The following is a 19,509-nucleotide window of genomic DNA, read 5'->3' as shown; positions in this document are numbered from 1 at the left end:
CCTGATTTAATTTTTTTCTATCATGTTTCTGTCATTGTCCTGCCATTCATCAGGGTCTGGTCTGCATGCCACCATACTGCTTTTGGCAGATTGCACTCTCCGTAGCGCAATCTGCTGCGCTGCGCACTCTATGCCCCGCTTGACGCTGGTAACTGCGGCATGCATACGCAACTTTGGCGTAATTATTTGTGTAACTCGAAAACTTTATACTAGTTTGTTCTTTCAGCGGTGTAGTCAGCCAAGGATAATAAAAACGCTGCTTTAGGGCTAAAACAAGACAGGGATTCTTTCGCCAGAAAGATTGTTTTTTCCAGTTGTTCCCTGGCCCCCTCAAGTCCCAGCAGTGACGTATAGGTCGGTTTGCCGGATTTTTGGTCCTTACCGGCGGATTTGCCGATGACCGCACTTTCTCCTACAACATCAAGAATATCGTCTTTAATTTGAAAGGCTAATCCCAAGTATAAAGCATAGCTTGTCAAAATTTCAATCTCCGGCTCCGATCCACCACCTAGAATTACGCCAAGACGAGCTGAAGCCTTTAGAAGAGCGCCAGTCTTTAAATGATGGACGTGCTCAATATCAGCCAGCGTACTGTTTTCTAGATTTCCAAGCGTATCAAGGCTCTGCCCGCCGACCATGCCCTGCCAGCCGGCGGCCTGGGCGGTCTCTCTGATAACTCTTAATTTTTTCTGAGGCTCTATTGCCGAAGGCTCGGTCAGCAGCTCAAAAGCAAGTGTAAGCAAGGCATCACCGGCCAAAATGGCTCCGGCTTCTCCGAATACTTTATGGTTCGACAGCTTACCTCTGCGATAATCATCATCATCCATGGCTGGAAGATCGTCATGAATCAGAGAATAGGTGTGAATAAGCTCGATCGCAGAAGCTTCTGAGACAAGCTCTTCAGGCCGTCCGCCGACAAGCTCTGCGCAGGCCAGCGCCAATACGGGCCGAATCCTTTTGCCTCCTCCGACCAGGGAATAATTCATGCTCTTACCCAGGATACTTTGATCCAGCGGCAAATGATTGAGATATTGTTCAACCATATTCAAATAGTCATTATAGCGTTCTTTGAACATTTTCAGTTTGTACTCCTAATCTTGATCAGTCACTACCAGTTCACCTTTACTATTTTCCAACAAGACTTTGACTTTTGCTTCGGCTGAATCCAGGAGACCGTTGCATTGTTTGATCAGCTCAATTCCTTCCCCAAACAAGTCCAGGGCCTGCTCAAGCTGCACATTGTTCTGATCCAGATTATTAATGATTTGTTCCAGCCTTTCGACTCCCTTTTCGAAGCTGAAGACTTCTCTGTCGCCATTCTTTTTCATGGTAATCCTCTCTTGACGTTTGAATCGCTTGACGCTTGAAGTTTTACTGTATCTATAACTTCGCAGATTAATGTCCCATCACTGAGCCGCACGGATAAAGTGTCCCCTGCTGCGGTCTGTCTTACCTTTTTGATTAATTTCCCCTCGGTATCATAGGCTAAAGAATATCCTCTTCCCAGTATATTCAAGGGACTTAATAAGTCAATTTTCGCGCTTAACAACCTAAGTATACCATTTTTTTCTGTCAGAAATCCAGTCATTCCCTCGACAAGACGCGTGGAGAGATAATCCAGATTCTGTCTGGATTGTTCGACACGCCAGCCCGGGCGGGCCAAAGCCGAGTTGGACATTAGTTCTTCCACTTTATGCTTTTTGGTTCGCAGAACATTTTGGATCCTTTGTTTGAGCTTTTCTTCATAATAACGGATACCATCTTGCAATTCATTAAGGACCGGAATGACCAATTCTGCGGCAGCTGACGGCGTCGGCGCTCTTAGATCGGCAACGAAATCCGCAATCGTATAATCGACTTCATGACCGACAGCGGAAACGACCGGTATATAGGAAGCAGCAATGGCTCTCGCCACCTCCTCGGTGTTGAAAGCCCATAGCTCTTCCAGGGAACCGCCTCCCCTGCCGATAATCAGCAGGTCAATCTTTCCATAATGATTGGCTCGCTGAATGGCTCGGACAATTTCTGCCGGTGCTGCCTCACCCTGAACCGCAGAAGGAATAATGATTAATGAAATCAATGGATTGCGTCTTCGGGCAATATGCAAGATATCTTTCAGCGCTGCTCCGGTAGAACTGGTCACAATGGCCACCCTCGAAGGAAATCTTGGAATCGGTTTCTTCTTCTCTGCGGCGAACAGTCCTTCGGCAGCTAAGCGACTCTTTAGCTGTTCAAATGCCAGGTATAAAGCGCCGAGGCCGCTCGGGTAGATTTCTTCCGCATACAGCTGGACGCTGCCGTCTTTTTCATAAAGACGGATACTTCCCCGGATTGACACCTTCATTCCATTTTGAGGCTGAAAACCGGCCGTCAGATTCCTGGTTTTAAACATTACGGTTTTAATGCCGGCTTCTTTATCTTTCAATGTAAAATACCAGTGACCTGATGGAATATGATCTTTAAAATTAGATATCTCGCCTGTCACCCAGCAATTCCATAAACCGTTATGTTTTTTCAGCGCGTCATTGATTTCCCGGTTGATTTCCGATACTGTCAATATTTTTTCGGTCAAATCAGTTCCACCTCATTTAAATACCCTTTAAATAACCCTTGTCGATCTTAAAAAACATGGATATATGGCGTGAGATTTTTACAAAGTTCTGGTAATTCGTTATAATAATAGTACTATTATACTTACAAAATATCAAAAACACTAGAACAGCGCACAATTTTGAAGGGAGAAACAGAAATATGGAAGTTATGAAAACAGTAGCAGAGCTTATGGCTTTGTCCGCAATCACCGCGCCGAAGGCAAAAGGACAGGATTACATAAACGTAAAGGTCATTATAGAGCCAGCTGTACTGACCTATCTAGCCGATGAAATGTCGAAGTGCAGCGAGGAAAACGGAAAGAAATTTTTCAACCGTGATGCTGCCAATATACGTAATTCTCAGGCGCTGGTTTTACTGTCTCTGAAGGATGCCAAACATGCCGGCTTAAACTGCGGTGCCTGCGGCCGTCCGAGCTGCGCGATGCTCGAAACTGTCACGCAAGGACCGGAATTTAACGGTCCGCTTTGTCCCTGGCGTCTGATTGACCTAGGTATTGCGCTCGGGTCAGCCGTAAAGACAGCCGGGACACTCAACGCGGATAACCGAATCATGTATTCCGCAGGAGCTGTTGCGAAAAAAATAGGGTTAATTGAGGGGGACATCGCTGTCGCGATCCCGTTGAATGCGAGCAGCAAAAACATCTATTTTGACCGTTAATGTTCTGTTCTTACTTAGTCTTTTTTGTAAAGAATCTTTTGTATTCGTATACTGCTAATAGCTCACAAAACTATTAGCGGTATTTTCTTATTATTTTGGGTTTACGCCATGTACCCTAACCGCTCTTCGGCTATTGCGCCCTCCTTGGCGCGTCGCTCCTTGCCATCCATGGCACCGCGACATTAGGCCATCCGTGGCCGTCAAAAAGCCGCGCTCTGCATCGTGCTCCGCTTGGGCGCGGATAGACTACATGGCGTTGATTTTGAGTATATAAAGTAATAGGAAAAGCGCCTCAAATGAAGCGCCATCTTAGACTGAATATCTTTTCTTATAATATCTTCCTCCGAATCAGGATATATACCGCAGTTCCCGTAACCAGCGCAGCAATCGCCACAACGAAGACAAACCCATATGGATTTGAATCACGGAAAGGAACATTGACATTCATTCCCCAGAAACTCGCGATCATCGTCGGAATCGCTAAAATAATCGTCATCGACGTTAAGAATTTCATGACCATATTCAAGTTGTTCGAAATAATGGATGCAAACGTATCCGTCAAATTGGTAAGGATCCTGCTGTACATTTCGACCATCTGAACAGCCTGATTGTTTTCAATGATGACATCTTCCAGCAAATCCTCATCTTCTTCATAGATCTGGATGAGATGCCGGCATTGATTATTCGAGCGGATACGCAGCAGCCGGTCCATCACAATGCCATTGGAACGAAGGGAGGAAGTAAAGTACGTTAACCCCTGCTGGAGATCCATCAGTTCGAATAGTTGCTTGTTTTTCATGGTCCGGCGCAGATCCACTTCAATTTGTTCGCTTAACCTGCTGATCTGGCGCAAATATCTTAAATAATACGTTGCCGACTTGTAGAGGATCTGAAACAAAAACCTTGTCCGTTTCGCCGTATTGAAAGAACGCCGGTTATACTCATTAAATTCAAGAACAACGGGGTTATTTTCAAGACATACCGTGATAATGTTTTCCGGCGTTATAACGATACCCAAAGGCAACGTATCATAACTCGTTTCACTTAACATGACTGGTATATTAATAAGAATGAGCGCAGATTCGTCTTCAATTTCAATACGCGGACGTTCTTCTTCATCAAGTGCCGCTTTGAGAAAATCCAGCGGGCAGTTGGTTTTTTCCGCAATCAAAACAAGTTCATCTGACGCAGGATTGACAAGGTTGACCCAGGCATTTCGCGTCAGGCTGTCCAGACTATATTCTTGGTAGTTTATTCCATCATTTTTGTAGATTCTGAGCACAGCTTCCCCCCCATTTTCCGCAGGAAGAAAGTCTCAGAATCCAAATGAAAAAAATGATTGCTTGATGACAAAATCATCTTTTAGTCTTTAAAAAATTGTAAGAAAACTAAGACTTTTTCCTGCTTTATACTATTATAGATTTCTATTCCTCCGTAGGAACCGTCACCGTCCAGTTTTCTCACCTACTTTCATTTTAGAAAACTTGGCTAATGCCAAGCCTTGGCAGTCATCTTGAGTTTCACTGAAAAAAGACTCTAATGTTTCAAAAGTCTTTCAAGCCTATAAAAAATATACTCTCTAATCAGGCATAAGTCAAACATTAATGAAAAATGACCGGCTGAACACGTACCGGCCATTTTCTATAATAATTTTTTGGACACCAAATTGAATAAAATCTCGCTCATCCTATTGTAACTTATCAGGTGGTCATACCACCGTCCAACATGTACAATATATCACAAATTAAATGAGTATACAAGTATTTGGTGTGTTATTTTTTAAATTTTTCAAGTATTTTTTATCATTGAATTGCAAAAGTAAATTCCGCGTGTATCTCCGCATCCAAGTAATCTTCCAACAGCTTTACATGACATGTGTTGGTCGGTTACTTTCAATACTGCTTCTAAACGTTGTTCATAAGAATACTTTGCCAAAGAAAAGTGCACCTCCAAATGTTAGTTTTTTTGTCCAACATTTAGGGTGCACATCAACTTGACGCCTTTCATTTAGGACTAAGTTGTGTTACAGCCCCATAACAATACATGCAGAATAACTTTAACAGGTCAACAATTTTTATTTGGTCTTTAAATACGTGTCGATCGAGGCTGCAGCCATTTTTCCAGCACCCATTGCAAGAATGACAGTGGCTGCGCCGGTTACGATATCTCCACCGGCATACACACCCGGAATCGAGGTCGCCATGGTCGTCTCGTCAGCAACGATGTTGCCCCACTTGTTCAATTCCAAACCTGCTGTCGTGGTGGTCACAAGCGGATTCGGTCCCTGGCCGATCGAGACTACGACGGTCTGCACCGGCAACTCAAACTCGGAACCTTCAATCGCTACCGGACGGCGGCGACCGGATGCATCCGGCTCACCCAGCTCATATTTCAGACAGGTCATGCTCTTGACATTACCGTTTTCGTCACCATTGATCGCAATCGGATTGGTCAAAATCTTAAACTGAATGCCTTCTTCCTCAGCATGATGCACTTCCTCAACACGCGCCGGCAGTTCGGTCATGGAACGGCGATAAACGATGTAAACGTCTTTGGCGCCGAGACGAAGTGCTGTTCTGGCTGCGTCCATGGCCACGTTGCCGCCGCCAAGTACCGCAACCTGCTCTCCCACTTTGATCGGGGTTGCATGATTCGGGAAATCATAGGCTTTCATGAGGTTCGACCGGGTTAGGAACTCATTGGCGGAATATACGCCATTATAGTTTTCACCCGGAATATTCATAAAGTACGGCAGGCCGGCACCGGTGCCGATAAATACGGCATCATAGCCGTTTGCCAGCAATTCCTGGACAGAGGTGACTTTGCCAACGACTTGGTTAACCAGGATTTCGACGCCCATATCTTTTAAGCTGTTGATTTCTTTCTGAACAATGGCTTTCGGCAAACGGAATTCAGGAATTCCGTACATCAGTACGCCACCGGCCACATGCAAGGCTTCCAGAACGGTTACGGAATGGCCTTTGCGGGCAAGCTCTGCCGCACAGGTGAGTCCGGCAGGACCTGCACCAATGACGGCTACTTTCTTGCCGGAAGGCGTTACTTTTCCTAATTTGCTTGTGCCGTTGGCCATTTCGTAATCTGCTGCAAAGCGTTCCAAACGGCCGATTGCAACCGGTTCACCTTTTACACCGAGGATACACTGGGCTTCACACTGGGATTCCTGCGGGCAGACGCGGCCGCAAATTGCCGGCAGGGTATTTTTGCCTTTTAAGATGGACGCGGCTTCGAGGTGTTCACCCTCGGCTATTTTATTGATAAACTGCGGAATATCTACCCCTACTGGGCAGCCTTCCACACATTTTGGCTTTTTGCATTGAATGCAGCGTTTGGCCTCTTCCGCAGCGGTCTCAACAGTGTATCCAAGCGCAACTTCGCTGAAATTTTTCCCCCGGACAATCGGGTCCTGACAGGGCATATCATGTCGTGGTGCTTTTGATGCCATGATTATTTGCCCTCCTTTGCACACTGGCACTTGACTTTACCGTAAGCGACAGCTTCTTCGTTTTTAAAGAAGGCCGAACGTTTCATGGCCAGGTCAAAATCTACCTTGTGGCCGTCAAATTCCGGCCCGTCAACACAGGCAAATTTGGTTTCGCCGCCGACATCGAGTCTGCAGGCGCCGCACATACCTGTTCCGTCGACCATGACAGGATTCATACTGACGATGGTCTTAATACCAAGAGGTCTGGTGAAATTCGCTACGGATTTCATCATAACGACCGGACCAATCGCCCAGATCGCATCAACTTTGATGCCCTGATCCAAAACGGACTGAATGCCGTGCGTGACAAAACCCTTCATACCATAAGTCCCGTCATCGGTTGTAATGATGACTTCATCACTTACAGCCCGCATTTCGTCTTCGAGGATCAGCAGGTCTTTAGTTCTTGCTCCGAGAATGGAGATGACCTTGTTGCCTGCTTCTTTCAGGCCGCGCGCAATCGGATGAACCGGCGCGACGCCCACGCCGCCGCCAATGCACAGAACCGTACCGTAATTCTCGATTTCGGTGGCTTGTCCGAGCGGACCTACAAATGTAACAAAAGAATCCCCTTCCTGCATCCGGGTAATCAGATTGGATGAATAGCCTACTTCCTGGATGACGATGGTGATTGTCCCTTTATCCCGATTAAAGTCCATGATGGTCAAAGGGATCCTTTCAGATTCCTCATTTTGTCGAACAATGACAAATTCGCCGGGTTGGGCTTTTTTGGCGACTTCCGGAGCTTCTACTTCCAGCAGTGTAATAATGTCCGCCAACTGCCTTCTTTTGACTACCTTATACACGTTGTCTCCCCCTCAGGATTATTCGTTGTACCGACCAAACGGATGCATGGTCCCTTTTTCCAAGCTATACAAGTATATACATCTATGTTTGGCACAGTAACACGTATTTGATACTTTACCTTGTTTATTATAAATGAACTTTTGCCTCGAAATCAAGTCTTTTAATTGTAAAATGTCCTTAGGGCACGAAAAAACTCATTATATATCATATTTTTAGTTTTATTCTAAAATCTTTTTTCTAAATCTCTTTTTTAAATCTCTTTATAGAAGATAAAAACAATTAATGATTGTCCGACAGCATCGTTTCCCGCGTCAGAAGTGCGACCCCAATCGAATTATCCGAACTCCATCCCGGCTTTGCCCAAAATAATCTGGCCTGAGATTCCAGCTTCTTTTCAAGCTGATTCCTTAGATATTGATTTGAGGCTACTCCGCCGACAATCAGAATATCTGTGAGTCCGGTATCGTCAACAGCTTTGGTCAATACCTTATAAATCGTCCGGACAATACATCCTTCCACCGCCCGGGCCAGATCGGCCGGACGTTTTTTTTCTTCGATCAGACGCTGAACTGCCGACTCGACGCCCGAAAAACTCATCTCATATCCTTTGACCGAGGAAGGCAGCAGGGAAGCAGATCCAGGCGCTGATTTTAAAGCCAGTTTTTCGAGCTCCTTTCCCGCCGGGAAAGATAGTCCCAGACGCACGCCGACCCTGTCTACAAATTGACCGGCATGCAGATCACTGCTTCCGCCAAGAATCTGCAAACTTAGTTTTCCCGGAGAATCCTTCCGGACTTTCAATACTTCCGTTGTTCCTCCCGAAAGGTGGACAGCCAAAAAATCCGTCAAAGCAAAACCTTCGGCGGATTCCAATCCTGCAGCCAGATGTCCTTCCTGATGACTCGTCGTTACAAGCTTTACATTTAAAGCGCTGGCCAGAGATGAAGCAACCGACCTTCCTGCCAGAAAGACCGGCATATAGGATTGCTCTGCCGGACGAGGCGCCGTACTGACGCCAATGCCGGCAATTTCCGGCCATATCGTTGGCGGAACCAGGGCCAACAGTTCCGGAAGATTTTTAATATGATTAAAAAGAGCTTCTGACTGGGCCAATCCCCTCTCTCCTTGAGGAACTTCGAGAAGGCGTCGTTTTTCCCAGACCAGATGCTTTTCTTGATCCACCACGGCAACGGATGTCGTGTATGCACTTGTATCAAGACCTAAGAACATCATTTTTCACTCTCATCCATCAGCTTGTCTAAAATGCCGTTAATGAATTTTGCTGAGTCATCCCCGCCGAACCTTTTGGCAATCTCAATCGCTTCATTTAAGGTGACCCGCTGGGGTGTTCCGGGGCTGTACAGCATTTCATAGACAGCAAGCCGCATCAGATTGCGGTCCACATTGCCCATCCTGTCCAGAGCCCATTCGTGGGAAGTCGAAGCAAGCTTGGCATCGATGTCCGCTTTGTTCTGCAGGGTTCCTTCAACCAGTTCCCTGATAAAATCTGCCGTCTTATCAGGGACGGCAAATTCCTGGATCCAATGCTGCAGGACTTGTTCCCGCTTGTCCGTTTCTCCCGTTATATCAATTTGATAAAGTATTTGCAGTGCCGTTTCTCGGGCCTTTCTTCGGCCCATTATTTTACTCATGAATATGCCTCCGGAATTTCATTCTACGTTTTATGTTTGCCCCAAAAAGGTATTCTATGTATTACTTCGCTCAGTCCGGTAGGCCAAACCCCATCATCCCAGCATTTTCCCAAGTAATATCCTCCGCCGGATAAGGCAGCTAAAAGCAGCGTCTGCCAAAATCCCAGCAAAATAAACGCTAAAGCCAGAAAAAAACCGATTAAAAGACCAAAAAATTTACCAGGATGATTATCAAGACACCACAGAAAAAAAATATTGAGTTTTTCCCCGATATTTCCCCAGAAATTGCTCATCTCTCCACCCTGCTGCACTGTTCTATTTTTCTTTCAAATCTTTTTCTTTATTCGTTTTATCTTTGCTGTCTTTGGCTTCCTTGACCTCAGCCGCATTTTTGAACGCTATGCCCTGAATATGAACGTTGATGACCATGACGGATAATCCGGTCATGCCTTCAATAGCTTCCTTCACGACGACCTGTACTTTCTGCGCTACATCTGGAATGGACACCCCGTACTGTACGGCGATAAATAAATCGACAGAAGCTTCTTTTTCGTCAATTTCAACTTTGATTCCCCTGGACCCCTTGGATGTATTTTTGCCTCGGCCTAAAATATTGGCAATATCCTGGGCAAAGCCTCCGCTTAACTCAGCAACTCCTTCGACCTCCGAAGCAGCCATCCCTGCAATCACTTCGACGACCTCATCAGCAATTTTAACTGAACCGATTGAATGATCTATTTTGTTATTATCCATCATTACACCTCATTTTCCATCTTCAACCTGTTATTAGCCTTATTATAACAGAATCCCCCGTTGCCGCAAATCCCCCTGCCTGCTTAACGTAGATTTACTTCCTGAATAATGAAAATATATTATATTTCCCATCAGACCCGATCATCAAATTTTTCCGGCGTGTCTTTGACGACTGTTACTTCGATTTGATCAACTGCAGAACCGGTAATTTCCGATGCCGTGTTTTGGATGATAAACATATCCTGAACCTTTAATTCGTTTGTCAGGACTGTAACCGTAGCCTTTTGCGTGTTGACTTCCGAAACAATATCTTTAAAACCTTTCATCTTCAGTGCATTCTCGATCTCGGCTTCCCTGCTGATCTTGTCACTTAAGGCCAGCCATCGCTGCTGGGCCTGACTGCGTGTCTCCGTGATATCTGACGCGAGCAATGGCTCCAGCATTTTAAGTGTTTCCTGTCTGGTCTGTTCCCGTTTTATCCTGTAATTAACAAAGTAGTTTTCTCCCTCATTTTCCGTCAGTTCAATAATTTCCGCTGAAAAACAGACGGAATCCGAGATATTGACCGGTCTGCCTTCTTCATTTTGCTTCCCAAAACATGCTTGGCTTAACCAAACAATGCAGCATACCGCGATGGCCGGAACCCCAATGATCCAGATCAAAGATGTATTTATTTTCATGTTAATTCAGACGCCCCCCATTGGAACAACACTGATTTTGGCCGGCTGAATATTCAGCAGCGTCCTGACCGCTTCAAATACTTGCTCCTTAATTTTGGGATCACTTGCTCCCTGCGCGATAACCAGCACTCCCGCGACCTCCGGACGTTCTTCTGTAATAATTAAAGCATTTTCGCCTACAACCACGATCTTGTTATTCTGTGTTACCTCTTCCGTCTCTCTGGTTCCGCCGTCTTTAGCCGTTTCCTTTGAAGTTTTTTTCGTAACGCTTTCATCTCTGGCATACTGTTTTTTTACGTCAGTGGTCAGGGTAAGCAAGACCTTCGTTTTGCCAACGCCCTGGATTTTTTCCAGATTAGCTGCAAGTTTTTCTTCAAGTTGTTTTTCCAATGCAGTAAAACCCGATTCATTTTCTGGAACGGCTGTTACCGTTTCAGCCTCGAGTTGGACTGATGCAGCGGACTGATCCTCCTGTGAGGTAAAAATAAGAATGGCTGCGACGATTACCAGCAAGATCACGGCCAACGTAATCTTTTCTGTGATCACCTGCTTGAAAAATCCCATACTGACTTCCTTCCTCCTATTTTTCTTCCTGCACAAACACGATTTCTTCCGGCAGCTGCATGAGTGCTGCAACCTGTTTTTTTATTTCCATTGCTTTCGCTGACTCAGCCGCTCCCTGGCCCTCGGCCTGGTCTGTGTTAACGCCTCCGATAATGACCGGCTTAACAGGCTCAATGCTGACACTTTGCTGACTGAAATGGATCTCGACTTTTTGGATTTGCGGATAGTCGGCAAATCCCTCTCCACCGTCCTCCAGTTCAACATTCGTATCCGAGCTTTTGACCCCTTCCACCCCGGATACAAGGGCCTGAATCTGGCTAACCAGAATCCTGCGGTATTGTTCGATCACCAGAGCATTTGCTTCCGTGGAAGAATTGTCTTCTCCGTCAGAACTATTTTCCTGTGCCAGAACAGGCAAGTCTCCGGAAGAACTGCCGGCCCAGGCCGGCACGCTATTTTCAAAGTCCCAGTTCAGTAGATCTGCCAACGGATTCAGGATTGCCGCAATCACAAACAGCCCCATGACCATCTGCACAAATCCCCGCATGGATTTACTCGGCAGAAGCATCTCGAGAAAGGAGGCCAGCAATAGAATGAAAGCTAAATTGCGGATCAGCGTCTTTAATCCATCCATTTTCACACACCTCAAAATCAGCGAAGCATTACCGCCAAATTTCCAGTCCCGACAATGATCACAATCGTCATAAAAAACATGATACCGACGGATGTAACGGTTACAAAAATATATAATAAGCCTTTGGACATGTCCTGAAGACTATCCGCAAGTTCTTTTTCTCCCAGAGGTTCGACCAGCGCCGCAGCCAGTTTAAAAGTAAACATCATCGCGATAATCTTAATCGCCGGCAGAAAAGTAATGACGATAATCGCAATCATTGCCACGATCCCCAGCGCGTTCTTAAGTAAGAGACCTGAGCTTGCTACGATCTCGACAGCGTCTTTGAAGAATTTGCCGGCAACCGGGATCAAATCTGCTGCATATTTTACGGTTCTCAGCGTGACCCCGTCGGCTACGCCCCCTGTTACGCCCTGTACCGACATAATGCCGATAAAAACCGTCATGACAATACCAATACTGAGTTTGCCCCCGAACTCCAGTAGAGAGGCTAATTTGCTGAGCTTGAACTGTTCGGAAATGTTATTGAACAGCCTCAGGATAATGCTCAGAAAAAAAAGAGGCAAAACAATGTTTTTGATTACCGTAGCCAAAAAGATCAAACTGCCGATGACCATCGGTTTAAACAAGGCTGCGCTGGTCAGACTGCCCATGGTCAGCAGGACAGTATACATGGCCGGAAGGATAATCTGCATAAAAGAGACCATATTGTCAATGGACGCATTGCCAACATCCAGCGCAATACGAAAAGATGTCATCGCAAGCGCCAACAGAACAAGATATACGAGCATTCGGGCTATCCTGCTTACTTCACCTGTAAAAGCAGACTGCAGTTGATTGATGATTGCGCAGATCACAGCGAGTACCAGCAGCTTTGCAATCAAAGGCGCGTTGGTGACTACCTGTTTTAGCAGAGCCTTGACAATACTGCTGCCGATGCCCTGCAGACTAAAATTAACCTCGCCGTTTTTAATGCTTTCAAAGATCTCTGTTAAAGAAAAATCAGGCAGAGCGTCCTGAACATCGCGGTCCAGTTGATTCAAAAATTCTCTGACTTTAGATAAATCGATCTCCTCGGACAAATCTACTTCTTCGGACACGCCCATCTCCCCGGGAGTCCCTGCTTCCGCAAATGGTTCATCCGCCTCCGTCCCTGTGTAACTCGTCTCCTGACTTTCTGCCGCCAGGGTCACCACTGGAAAAGCAAATACCAGGGTCATCCATATGGCAAGCCCCAGCGCAGCCAAGACTTTTTTTGTCATCCGTATCGCTCCTCACGCCAGCAGCTTCATCATGGATTCCATAATCGCTGCAATGATCGGGATAGCCAAAATGACCACGAATACTTTAGCTGCAATTTCAACTTTTGTGGCCAGTGCATTCTCTCCGGCATCCCGGCAGATTTGGCCTCCCAATTCCGCCAAATAGGCTACTCCCACGATTTTAAGAACAATGAACAAGTAGTAGGAACTGATATCTGCCTGATCAGCCAGTTTCTGCAGCAGATCAACCACCAGTCTGATTTTGTCCATGATCAGCAGAAATATGGTTACCCCTGCCAGAATGCTTAGCTGAATTGCAATCTCAGGTTTAATTTGTTTCAGAACAGCTCCGAGAACCGTGACAATGATGGCGAGTCCAATCACTTGTGCTATTTCCATTGCCAGAGCCCCCTAGTATAGATTAAATACGCTTTTCACCAGAACAAACAGATCGGAGATTCCCTGGATGACCAGATACAACACGACCACAACCCCGGCAATGGTAACCATCTGGGCCTGCTCTTTCTTACCGGCCTCATTCAGGATAATTGCACAAATGCCCACCAATAGACCAATACCTGCTACCTTCAAAATGAGGTCAATACTCATCGCGAACCCTACCTCCTCACATGATCATAATGACAGCCGCAATTCCGCCCAGGAAACCGAGGTAAGACCACATCTTTGCCCTGCTTTCTGCCTGCTGCCTGGCCTTTTCGTCTACGCCTGCCAAATGCCGCTGAACAAGTTCGAGCTGTTTATGCTGTTCATTCCGGTCCGACCTGCCCAATCCCTGACTGATTCCGCTGATCACCAGCCAATCGTCATCTGTCAGGCAGGTTTTCCGGCGGTGCATTTCAATGCTTTTTTTCCAGGCCTGAGAAGCATTTTCTCCGGCTCTGATCTTTTCCTCGAGACTCGCAAAAAACGCCTGCCAGGGAGGACCGGTTCTTTCCTTAAGTACCCGGAAAGCATCCGGCAGGGGTGTTGCTCCCCAGTATATCTCAGTATCCAGCAACGCCAAGGCATTGATCATTTCCCTGATTTCCTGCGGACGTTTCTTAATTTGATTTGCTCTGATAATCCCCAAACAGCCAAATCCAATAATCAGGGCAAGATAGCCTGCAACCAACATACTTTTCGCCTCCAACGGCCTAATAAAGCGGACCGATCAACTAGTGAAACATTCTTCATATAACTGCCCTCCTGGCTTAGTGACTGACATAAGCAAACTTATCATCAGTCTGTGGGGTACATTACCGCTGTGAGCGGAGCACGATGGGGAGTGCGGCTTTTTGACGGCCACGGATGGCCTAATGTCGGCGATGCCATGGATGGCAAGGAGCGACTCGCCATGGATGGCGCAATAGCCGAAAAGCGGTATTGTGCCCCACAGACTTGCCCAAAAAATAGTTCAATTGTTTGTGAGATGAATCTAAGCATTGTACGAATGTCGCGATGCCATGGAAGGCTTATTAAACAAATTAACGCCGCTCGCCATGTCATAAACGGCTTCCACCGTACCCGGACCATTTGCCCTGCTTAACACAACAATCCTTTCAAAAGTCTCTCTATTCAGCAATTCCCTCAGATGGGTCCTTTTTTGCAGTTCGTCCAGAGAACCGGCATGGACCGTTGCGAGAATCTTAACGCCGCAGCGAACGGCTTCCCCAAGAGCCGCGGCATCCTCCCGCCCCCCCAGTTCATCAACAGCAACCACTTCGGGCGCCATCGACCTGATCAGCATGATCAGTCCCTGGGCTTTGGGGCATCTGTCCAGTACATCTGTACGGCAGCCAAGGTCGAAAGAAGGGATGCCCTGCCACATCCCGGCAATTTCACTTCTTTCATCAACCACGCCGACGGTATGACCTTTTAGTTTTAGCTGAGGTACACCGTTACTGAGATTTTTAACTAAGAATCTCAGCATTGTGGTCTTCCCTGCTCTCGGAGGTGAAACAAGCAACGTATGGCAGACTGTATTTTCCTGATTGATCAGTAAGCCCAGCAATTCCGGAATGATCATTTCCGGCTGTCTGGCTAAACGAATATTCAAAGCGGAAATATGGCGCATAATCCTGATCTTACCATGTTCAACAACTGTTTCTCCGCTTAATCCCACGCGATGCCCACCGGGCAAAGTTAGAAAACCCTGCCGTAATTCCTCCTCAGCGGCATAGACAGAACTGAAGGTCATTTTTTCCAGCGTTTCCAATAGGTCTTCGCGCTTGACAATATACGCTAGATTCTTTGTTCCGGTTTGCCCTGCCGAAGTACAAAAATATTCCCTGGTTCCTGTTCTGAAGAGGACAGGCTGATTGATTCTAAGGCGAATTTCTTCAATATTTTCCGTGTCAGGTAACGTCCCTGCCGCCTTACGGATCATCCCGCCTAGCCGTTCCCCAAACCAACGGATAATCCCTTCAGCCTCGGATTCCGGATTAAAGAGTGCATCATTTTTATTCCCAGGGACTTCCGTTAAAGGTGAAGCAAAGCTTACCTTCATGTTTTAACCTCCTCTGTATTAGAAGGTATGTCCCAAAAAACGTTTTTAGAATTACCAGTTTGTTCGGAGAAAAATAAAAAACGACCTCAAGGGTCGTTTTTAAAGAAAATTGAACGTGAAAGGCTCCTTGCTAAAAGATAAATCACCTTGAGTTTCTTTTCTACATATCTTACATGAAAAGGAGTAGGAGGTGCTCTATGCTTATTCATGTCGTCAAAGCGAATCAAACTTTGGATCAGATTGCAATTACATATCGGGTCTCGCCGGCATCAATCATAAGCGTGAACGGACTTGTTGAACCTGTACAACTGCTAACCGGACTAGCATTAGTTATACCAACTGAAGATGTCTTCCATACTGTGAAATCGGGAGAAACATTATGGAAGATTGCCCAGATTTATGGGACGACCGTACAAATCATTCTCCAGAACAATCAGATTACGAACCCTGCCAATATTTATCCTGGTCAGTTGATCACCATTCCTGCCAGGCGGCATCGCGTTCTTGCTGGGGAGACCTTATGGTTTATTGCTCAAAAATATCAGGTCTCCTTACAAGACCTCATTAAGGTCAATAATATCACGAACCCCAATTTAATTTATCCGGGCACTGTACTCATGATCCCGCGTAAGCCTCGCCCAACCATTGATGTCAATGGCTATATCTATCGTTTCAGTCAGGATGCGCTTGCTGCTGTCAATCGGGAAGCTGAACATCTTACATATTTAAGTCCTTTCGCTTACTTAATTCGAGAAGATGGAAGTCTGCAGGCAATCGACGATCTTCCGTTCATTCAAGCTGCCATAACAAAAAAAGCGGTCCCGATGATGTCCGTTACCAACTTTACGTCAACTACGCGTGGAGAAAATCTTGCTCATCTGGTCTTGACCAATACCGAAGCCATTAATCGATTAATGACAAATGCCATCAATATCATGAAAGAAAAGGGTTATCGGGGACTTAACATTGATTTTGAAAACGTGCTTCCCGAAGACAGGGAAGCTTATAACGCTTTGCTTCAAACAGCCGTAATCCGTCTTCATGCAGAGGGTTTCTTCGTCTCAACGGCTTTAGCGCCAAAATTAAGTGCTGAACAACGGGGACTGCTATATGAGGCACACGATTATCCAGCCCATGGCCGAATTGTAGATTTCGTTATTCTCATGACCTATGAATGGGGCTGGCGTGGTGCTTCACCGCAGGCAATTTCTCCCTTGAATCAGATCAAACGGGTTTTGGATTATGCTGTTTCAGTCATTCCAAGAGACAAAATCTTTTTTGGCTTTCAAATTTATGCCAGAGATTGGCTTTTGCCGCATGTCTCCGGACAAATTGCCGAAACCTTTGGGATGGATGAAGCAATGTCCAGAGCCCTTCGATATCGTGCTGAGATCCAGTATGACACGGTTACCCAGTCCCCTTTCTTCCGGTATACGGATTCGCAAGGAAGCGGTCACGAAGTGTGGTTTGAGGATGCCCGCAGTGCCCAGGCCAAATTTGATACCGTCAAAGCTTATAGATTAAGAGGTATTAGTTATTGGGCTTTAGCCTATCCCTTCCCTCAAAACTGGGCTTTGCTGGAAGATAATTTTACGGTCCGGAAATGAGCCAAATAAAAAAGGGTTGCTGCTCAAGAAAATTACTTGCCAACAACCCATTTTATTCTAATCATTCTTTTTGTAATAGCTAAGATGACTAAGCCCGAGAAACATACGCTCCGCTTCTGGTGTCGATAATCAAGACATCGCCTTCATTCACAAAGAATGGAACCTGAACCGTAGCGCCAGTCTCGACAGTAGCAGCTTTCGTACCACCTGTGGCCGTATCACCCTTGACTCCGGGCTCACATTCCGTTACTTTAAGCACAACTGTATTGGGAAGGTCTACCCCAATGACTTCGCTATTATAGAGCAAGACGCCAAGGTTCATATTTTCTTTGAGCCACTTGACTTCCTGGCCAATTTGAGCCTCGGTCAGCATAATCTGCTCATAGCTTTCATTATCCATCACAACAAATTGATCACCGTCTTTATACAAATACTGCATCTCACGGCGATCCAGACGGGCTCTGGGAACTTTCTCCCCGGCATTGAATTTCTTTTCGACAACGCCGCCCGTTCTGACATTCTTAACTTTGGCACGCACAAAAGCAGCGCCTTTGCCAGGTTTCACGTGTTGGAATTCGACTATCTGAAATATATCGCCATCCAGTTCAATCGTCACTCCGGTTTTAAAATCGTTTGAAGAAATCATTTTGCTGATCCCCCTATAATATTGTAGATTTTTTTATGTATCAATAACGGATACAAGTAATACCACTAATCAATAATAATGCACTGCTTTGGCGTTTGTGTCAAGACTTCCGCCCCAGAATTTGTGACTAACGCAACATCTTCAATTCTGACGCCGCCCCAGTCAGGGATATAAATTCCGGGTTCAATCGTAAGCACCATCCCCGGTTCAAGTACCGTTTCATCACGGGTATTTAAATACGGCGTCTCATGGATCTCGATCCCAAGGGAATGCCCCAGACTGTGACCGAAATATTCACCGTAACCGGCACGTGTAATCACTTCCCTGGCTACCGCGTCAACATCTTTAACCTTAACGCCGGGCCTCAGAGCTTTAAGCCCAGCCAGCTGCGCCTCGAGCACGATATCGTAAACTTCCAGGTGCTTGCTCTCAGGCTTTCCCAAAAACAGCGTCCGCGTAAAATCGGAACAATACCTTTGGTAGATCGCTCCAATATCGAGCGTTAAAAATTCCCCTTTTTGTATCTTTTTGCTGGAAGCCACACCGTGCGGCAGCGCGGAACGTGTTCCCGAGGCAATAATATAGTCAAACGAACGCCCGCTGGCACCCATTTTCCTTTGCAAGAACTCCAGTTCCAGAGAAAGCTCTTCTTCCGTCATTCCCGGATAAATCTTGCTGAGCGTCTGGGCAAAAGCATGATCCGTGATTTCAATCGCTTTGCGAATCAGCGCAATTTCTGTTTCATCCTTAATTTGCCGAAGGTTCTTAAAGATCGCGGAAGCATTCTCAAATCTATGCCCGCTTAGAGCCTGCTGCAGTTTTTGGAAATCGCCCAGGGACAAAGCCTCTTCCTCAATTCCTATTACGAACAGCCCTTTAATCATTTCCCCGATGACTGCATAGGGATCTCCGGTCACTTTGATAATTTCAAAACCCGGTGCTTCCGCCTCGGACTGTTCGATATATCGGAAGTCTGTGAACAGAATGGCGTGTTCGGGGTCGATCAACAAGGTTGCACTGGTTCCCGAAAAACCACTCAAATAAAAAATATTGGGCGGTGAAGTCACGATCAGCACATCAAGTTTATTCTCGGCCAGCTTCCGGCGAATCTTGTCCAGCCTCATGGTTGCTATTCCTTTCTTTCTGACGGTACTTTTGAAATTCCAGCGCATAGGCTAAGGCCAGAAAATAACTGTCTGTCCCGAGTCCGCTGATTTGCCCGACGCAAGCTTCGGCGATCACCGAATGGGAACGGAAACTTTCCCGGGCGTAAATATTCGACAGATGCACCTCAAGAGCGGGTACGTTTACACCTTTAATCGCATCGTAAAGCGCATAGCTCGTATGGGTCCAGGCCCCGGGGTTAAGGATTAAAAAATCAGACGGCGTTAGCTCCGTAATCCAGTCCACAAGCTCGCCCTCATGGTTCGTCTGACGGCAGTCGACGTTGAAACCATGCGCTTGGCCTGTTTCCATCAGTCTGCAGTTCACTTCATCAAGTGTCGTTCTGCCGTATATATCCGGTTCCCTTTGTCCGAGAAGATGAAGATTAACACCATGGAAAACATGAATACTGTTCATAGGTCTCCCCTTCTTTATCTATTATTTTCTAAAGAAACAAAAATA

24 protein-coding genes are annotated in these 19,509 nt (G+C 46.1%); 2 read left to right on the top strand and 22 right to left on the bottom strand.

Features of this window, described 5'->3' with window-relative positions:
* Positions 1 to 6: 6 nt before the first annotated feature.
* Genes A7K50_RS14015 through xseA form a run of 4 tightly spaced genes read right to left on the bottom strand, consistent with a single transcriptional unit; the run spans position 7 to position 2,572 of the window.
* Entirely contained in the window at positions 7 to 165 is a 159-nt protein-coding gene (locus tag A7K50_RS14015; protein ID WP_158582040.1) for a hypothetical protein, read from the bottom strand.
* A gap of 44 nt (positions 166 to 209) precedes the next feature.
* Complete coding sequence (locus A7K50_RS04975; protein WP_119774866.1) at positions 210 to 1,076, bottom strand: polyprenyl synthetase family protein; 867 nt, start codon at positions 1,074 to 1,076, stop codon at positions 210 to 212.
* Between the two features lie 15 nt (positions 1,077 to 1,091).
* Positions 1,092 to 1,328 (bottom strand): exodeoxyribonuclease VII small subunit, encoded by a 237-nt coding sequence (gene xseB, locus A7K50_RS04970; protein WP_119774865.1) that lies wholly within the window; start codon positions 1,326 to 1,328, stop codon positions 1,092 to 1,094.
* Complete coding sequence (gene xseA / locus A7K50_RS04965) at positions 1,325 to 2,572, bottom strand: exodeoxyribonuclease VII large subunit (protein WP_119774864.1); 1,248 nt, start codon at positions 2,570 to 2,572, stop codon at positions 1,325 to 1,327. Before xseA ends, xseB begins: the two co-directional genes overlap by 4 nt.
* A 179-nt stretch (positions 2,573 to 2,751) precedes the next feature.
* Here xseA and A7K50_RS04960 point away from each other — a divergent pair, with 179 nt between their 5' ends.
* Positions 2,752 to 3,270: a DUF2148 domain-containing protein gene (locus A7K50_RS04960; RefSeq protein WP_119774863.1), complete on the top strand. Its 519-nt coding sequence runs from the start codon at positions 2,752 to 2,754 to the stop codon at positions 3,268 to 3,270.
* A 328-nt stretch (positions 3,271 to 3,598) separates the two neighbouring features.
* On the opposite strand, the gene A7K50_RS04955 is transcribed toward A7K50_RS04960, so the two are convergent.
* From A7K50_RS04955 to spoIIIAA, 15 genes are all read right to left on the bottom strand, one after another.
* Positions 3,599 to 4,552 (bottom strand): magnesium transporter CorA family protein, encoded by a 954-nt coding sequence (locus A7K50_RS04955; RefSeq protein WP_020491643.1) that lies wholly within the window; start codon positions 4,550 to 4,552, stop codon positions 3,599 to 3,601.
* 792 nt (positions 4,553 to 5,344) lie between these two features.
* Entirely contained in the window at positions 5,345 to 6,733 is a 1,389-nt protein-coding gene (gene gltA / locus A7K50_RS04950) for an NADPH-dependent glutamate synthase (protein WP_119774862.1), read from the bottom strand.
* Between the two features lie 2 nt (positions 6,734 to 6,735).
* Entirely contained in the window at positions 6,736 to 7,578 is an 843-nt protein-coding gene (locus A7K50_RS04945; protein WP_015042523.1) for a sulfide/dihydroorotate dehydrogenase-like FAD/NAD-binding protein, read from the bottom strand.
* Positions 7,579 to 7,858: 280 nt separating this feature from the next.
* A complete protein-coding gene (locus A7K50_RS04940) occupies positions 7,859 to 8,812 on the bottom strand; it encodes an O-sialoglycoprotein endopeptidase (RefSeq protein ID WP_119774861.1) in 954 nt (317 codons plus the stop codon).
* Positions 8,809 to 9,231 (bottom strand): transcription antitermination factor NusB, encoded by a 423-nt coding sequence (gene nusB / locus A7K50_RS04935; RefSeq protein WP_119774860.1) that lies wholly within the window; start codon positions 9,229 to 9,231, stop codon positions 8,809 to 8,811. The genes A7K50_RS04940 and nusB overlap by 4 nt, the downstream gene beginning before the upstream one ends.
* A gap of 23 nt (positions 9,232 to 9,254) precedes the next feature.
* Entirely contained in the window at positions 9,255 to 9,524 is a 270-nt protein-coding gene (locus A7K50_RS04930; RefSeq protein ID WP_119774859.1) for a DUF2273 domain-containing protein, read from the bottom strand.
* 22 nt (positions 9,525 to 9,546) lie between these two features.
* A complete protein-coding gene (locus A7K50_RS04925; protein ID WP_026156314.1) occupies positions 9,547 to 9,984 on the bottom strand; it encodes an Asp23/Gls24 family envelope stress response protein in 438 nt (145 codons plus the stop codon).
* 131 nt (positions 9,985 to 10,115) lie between these two features.
* Positions 10,116 to 10,664, bottom strand: coding sequence for a SpoIIIAH-like family protein (locus A7K50_RS04920; RefSeq protein ID WP_119774858.1), 549 nt, complete (start codon positions 10,662 to 10,664; stop codon positions 10,116 to 10,118).
* A 6-nt stretch (positions 10,665 to 10,670) separates the two neighbouring features.
* Positions 10,671 to 11,228, bottom strand: a complete 558-nt coding sequence (locus tag A7K50_RS04915) for a stage III sporulation protein AG (RefSeq protein ID WP_119774857.1) — start codon at positions 11,226 to 11,228, stop codon at positions 10,671 to 10,673.
* A 16-nt stretch (positions 11,229 to 11,244) separates the two neighbouring features.
* A complete protein-coding gene (gene spoIIIAF / locus A7K50_RS04910) occupies positions 11,245 to 11,862 on the bottom strand; it encodes a stage III sporulation protein AF (RefSeq protein ID WP_119774856.1) in 618 nt (205 codons plus the stop codon).
* Positions 11,863 to 11,879: 17 nt separating this feature from the next.
* Positions 11,880 to 13,124 (bottom strand): stage III sporulation protein AE, encoded by a 1,245-nt coding sequence (gene spoIIIAE / locus A7K50_RS04905; RefSeq protein ID WP_119774855.1) that lies wholly within the window; start codon positions 13,122 to 13,124, stop codon positions 11,880 to 11,882.
* Positions 13,125 to 13,136: 12 nt separating this feature from the next.
* Positions 13,137 to 13,523: a stage III sporulation protein AD gene (gene spoIIIAD, locus A7K50_RS04900; protein WP_019225824.1), complete on the bottom strand. Its 387-nt coding sequence runs from the start codon at positions 13,521 to 13,523 to the stop codon at positions 13,137 to 13,139.
* A gap of 12 nt (positions 13,524 to 13,535) precedes the next feature.
* Positions 13,536 to 13,733, bottom strand: coding sequence for a stage III sporulation protein AC (gene spoIIIAC, locus A7K50_RS04895; RefSeq protein WP_015042513.1), 198 nt, complete (start codon positions 13,731 to 13,733; stop codon positions 13,536 to 13,538).
* Positions 13,734 to 13,749: 16 nt separating this feature from the next.
* The gene (locus A7K50_RS04890) at positions 13,750 to 14,259 is read right to left on the bottom strand and encodes a stage III sporulation protein AB (RefSeq protein WP_119774854.1); all 510 of its coding nucleotides are present in this window, start codon (positions 14,257 to 14,259) and stop codon (positions 13,750 to 13,752) included.
* Positions 14,260 to 14,559: 300 nt separating this feature from the next.
* Entirely contained in the window at positions 14,560 to 15,630 is a 1,071-nt protein-coding gene (gene spoIIIAA, locus A7K50_RS04885) for a stage III sporulation protein AA (protein WP_119774853.1), read from the bottom strand.
* Positions 15,631 to 15,827: 197 nt separating this feature from the next.
* Here spoIIIAA and A7K50_RS04880 point away from each other — a divergent pair, with 197 nt between their 5' ends.
* Positions 15,828 to 17,237 carry a LysM peptidoglycan-binding domain-containing protein gene (locus A7K50_RS04880; RefSeq protein ID WP_119774852.1) on the top strand — a complete coding sequence of 470 codons (1,410 nt, stop codon included), beginning with the start codon at positions 15,828 to 15,830 and terminating at the stop codon, positions 17,235 to 17,237.
* A gap of 88 nt (positions 17,238 to 17,325) precedes the next feature.
* Here A7K50_RS04880 and efp read toward each other — a convergent pair whose 3' ends face one another.
* The 3 genes from efp to aroQ all read right to left on the bottom strand — a co-directional run bounded on the left by efp (position 17,326) and on the right by aroQ (position 19,464).
* Complete coding sequence (efp, locus tag A7K50_RS04875; RefSeq protein WP_015042509.1) at positions 17,326 to 17,883, bottom strand: elongation factor P; 558 nt, start codon at positions 17,881 to 17,883, stop codon at positions 17,326 to 17,328.
* A gap of 65 nt (positions 17,884 to 17,948) precedes the next feature.
* A complete protein-coding gene (locus A7K50_RS04870; protein ID WP_119774851.1) occupies positions 17,949 to 19,007 on the bottom strand; it encodes a Xaa-Pro peptidase family protein in 1,059 nt (352 codons plus the stop codon).
* The gene (aroQ, locus tag A7K50_RS04865; protein WP_119774850.1) at positions 18,967 to 19,464 is read right to left on the bottom strand and encodes a type II 3-dehydroquinate dehydratase; all 498 of its coding nucleotides are present in this window, start codon (positions 19,462 to 19,464) and stop codon (positions 18,967 to 18,969) included. Before aroQ ends, A7K50_RS04870 begins: the two co-directional genes overlap by 41 nt.
* Positions 19,465 to 19,509 lie beyond the last annotated feature (45 nt).

The organism is Dehalobacter sp. MCB1, assembly GCF_003590275.1.
Classification (GTDB): Bacteria; Bacillota; Desulfitobacteriia; order Desulfitobacteriales; family Syntrophobotulaceae; genus Dehalobacter.
This window is presented reverse-complemented; position numbering and strand designations above follow the sequence as displayed.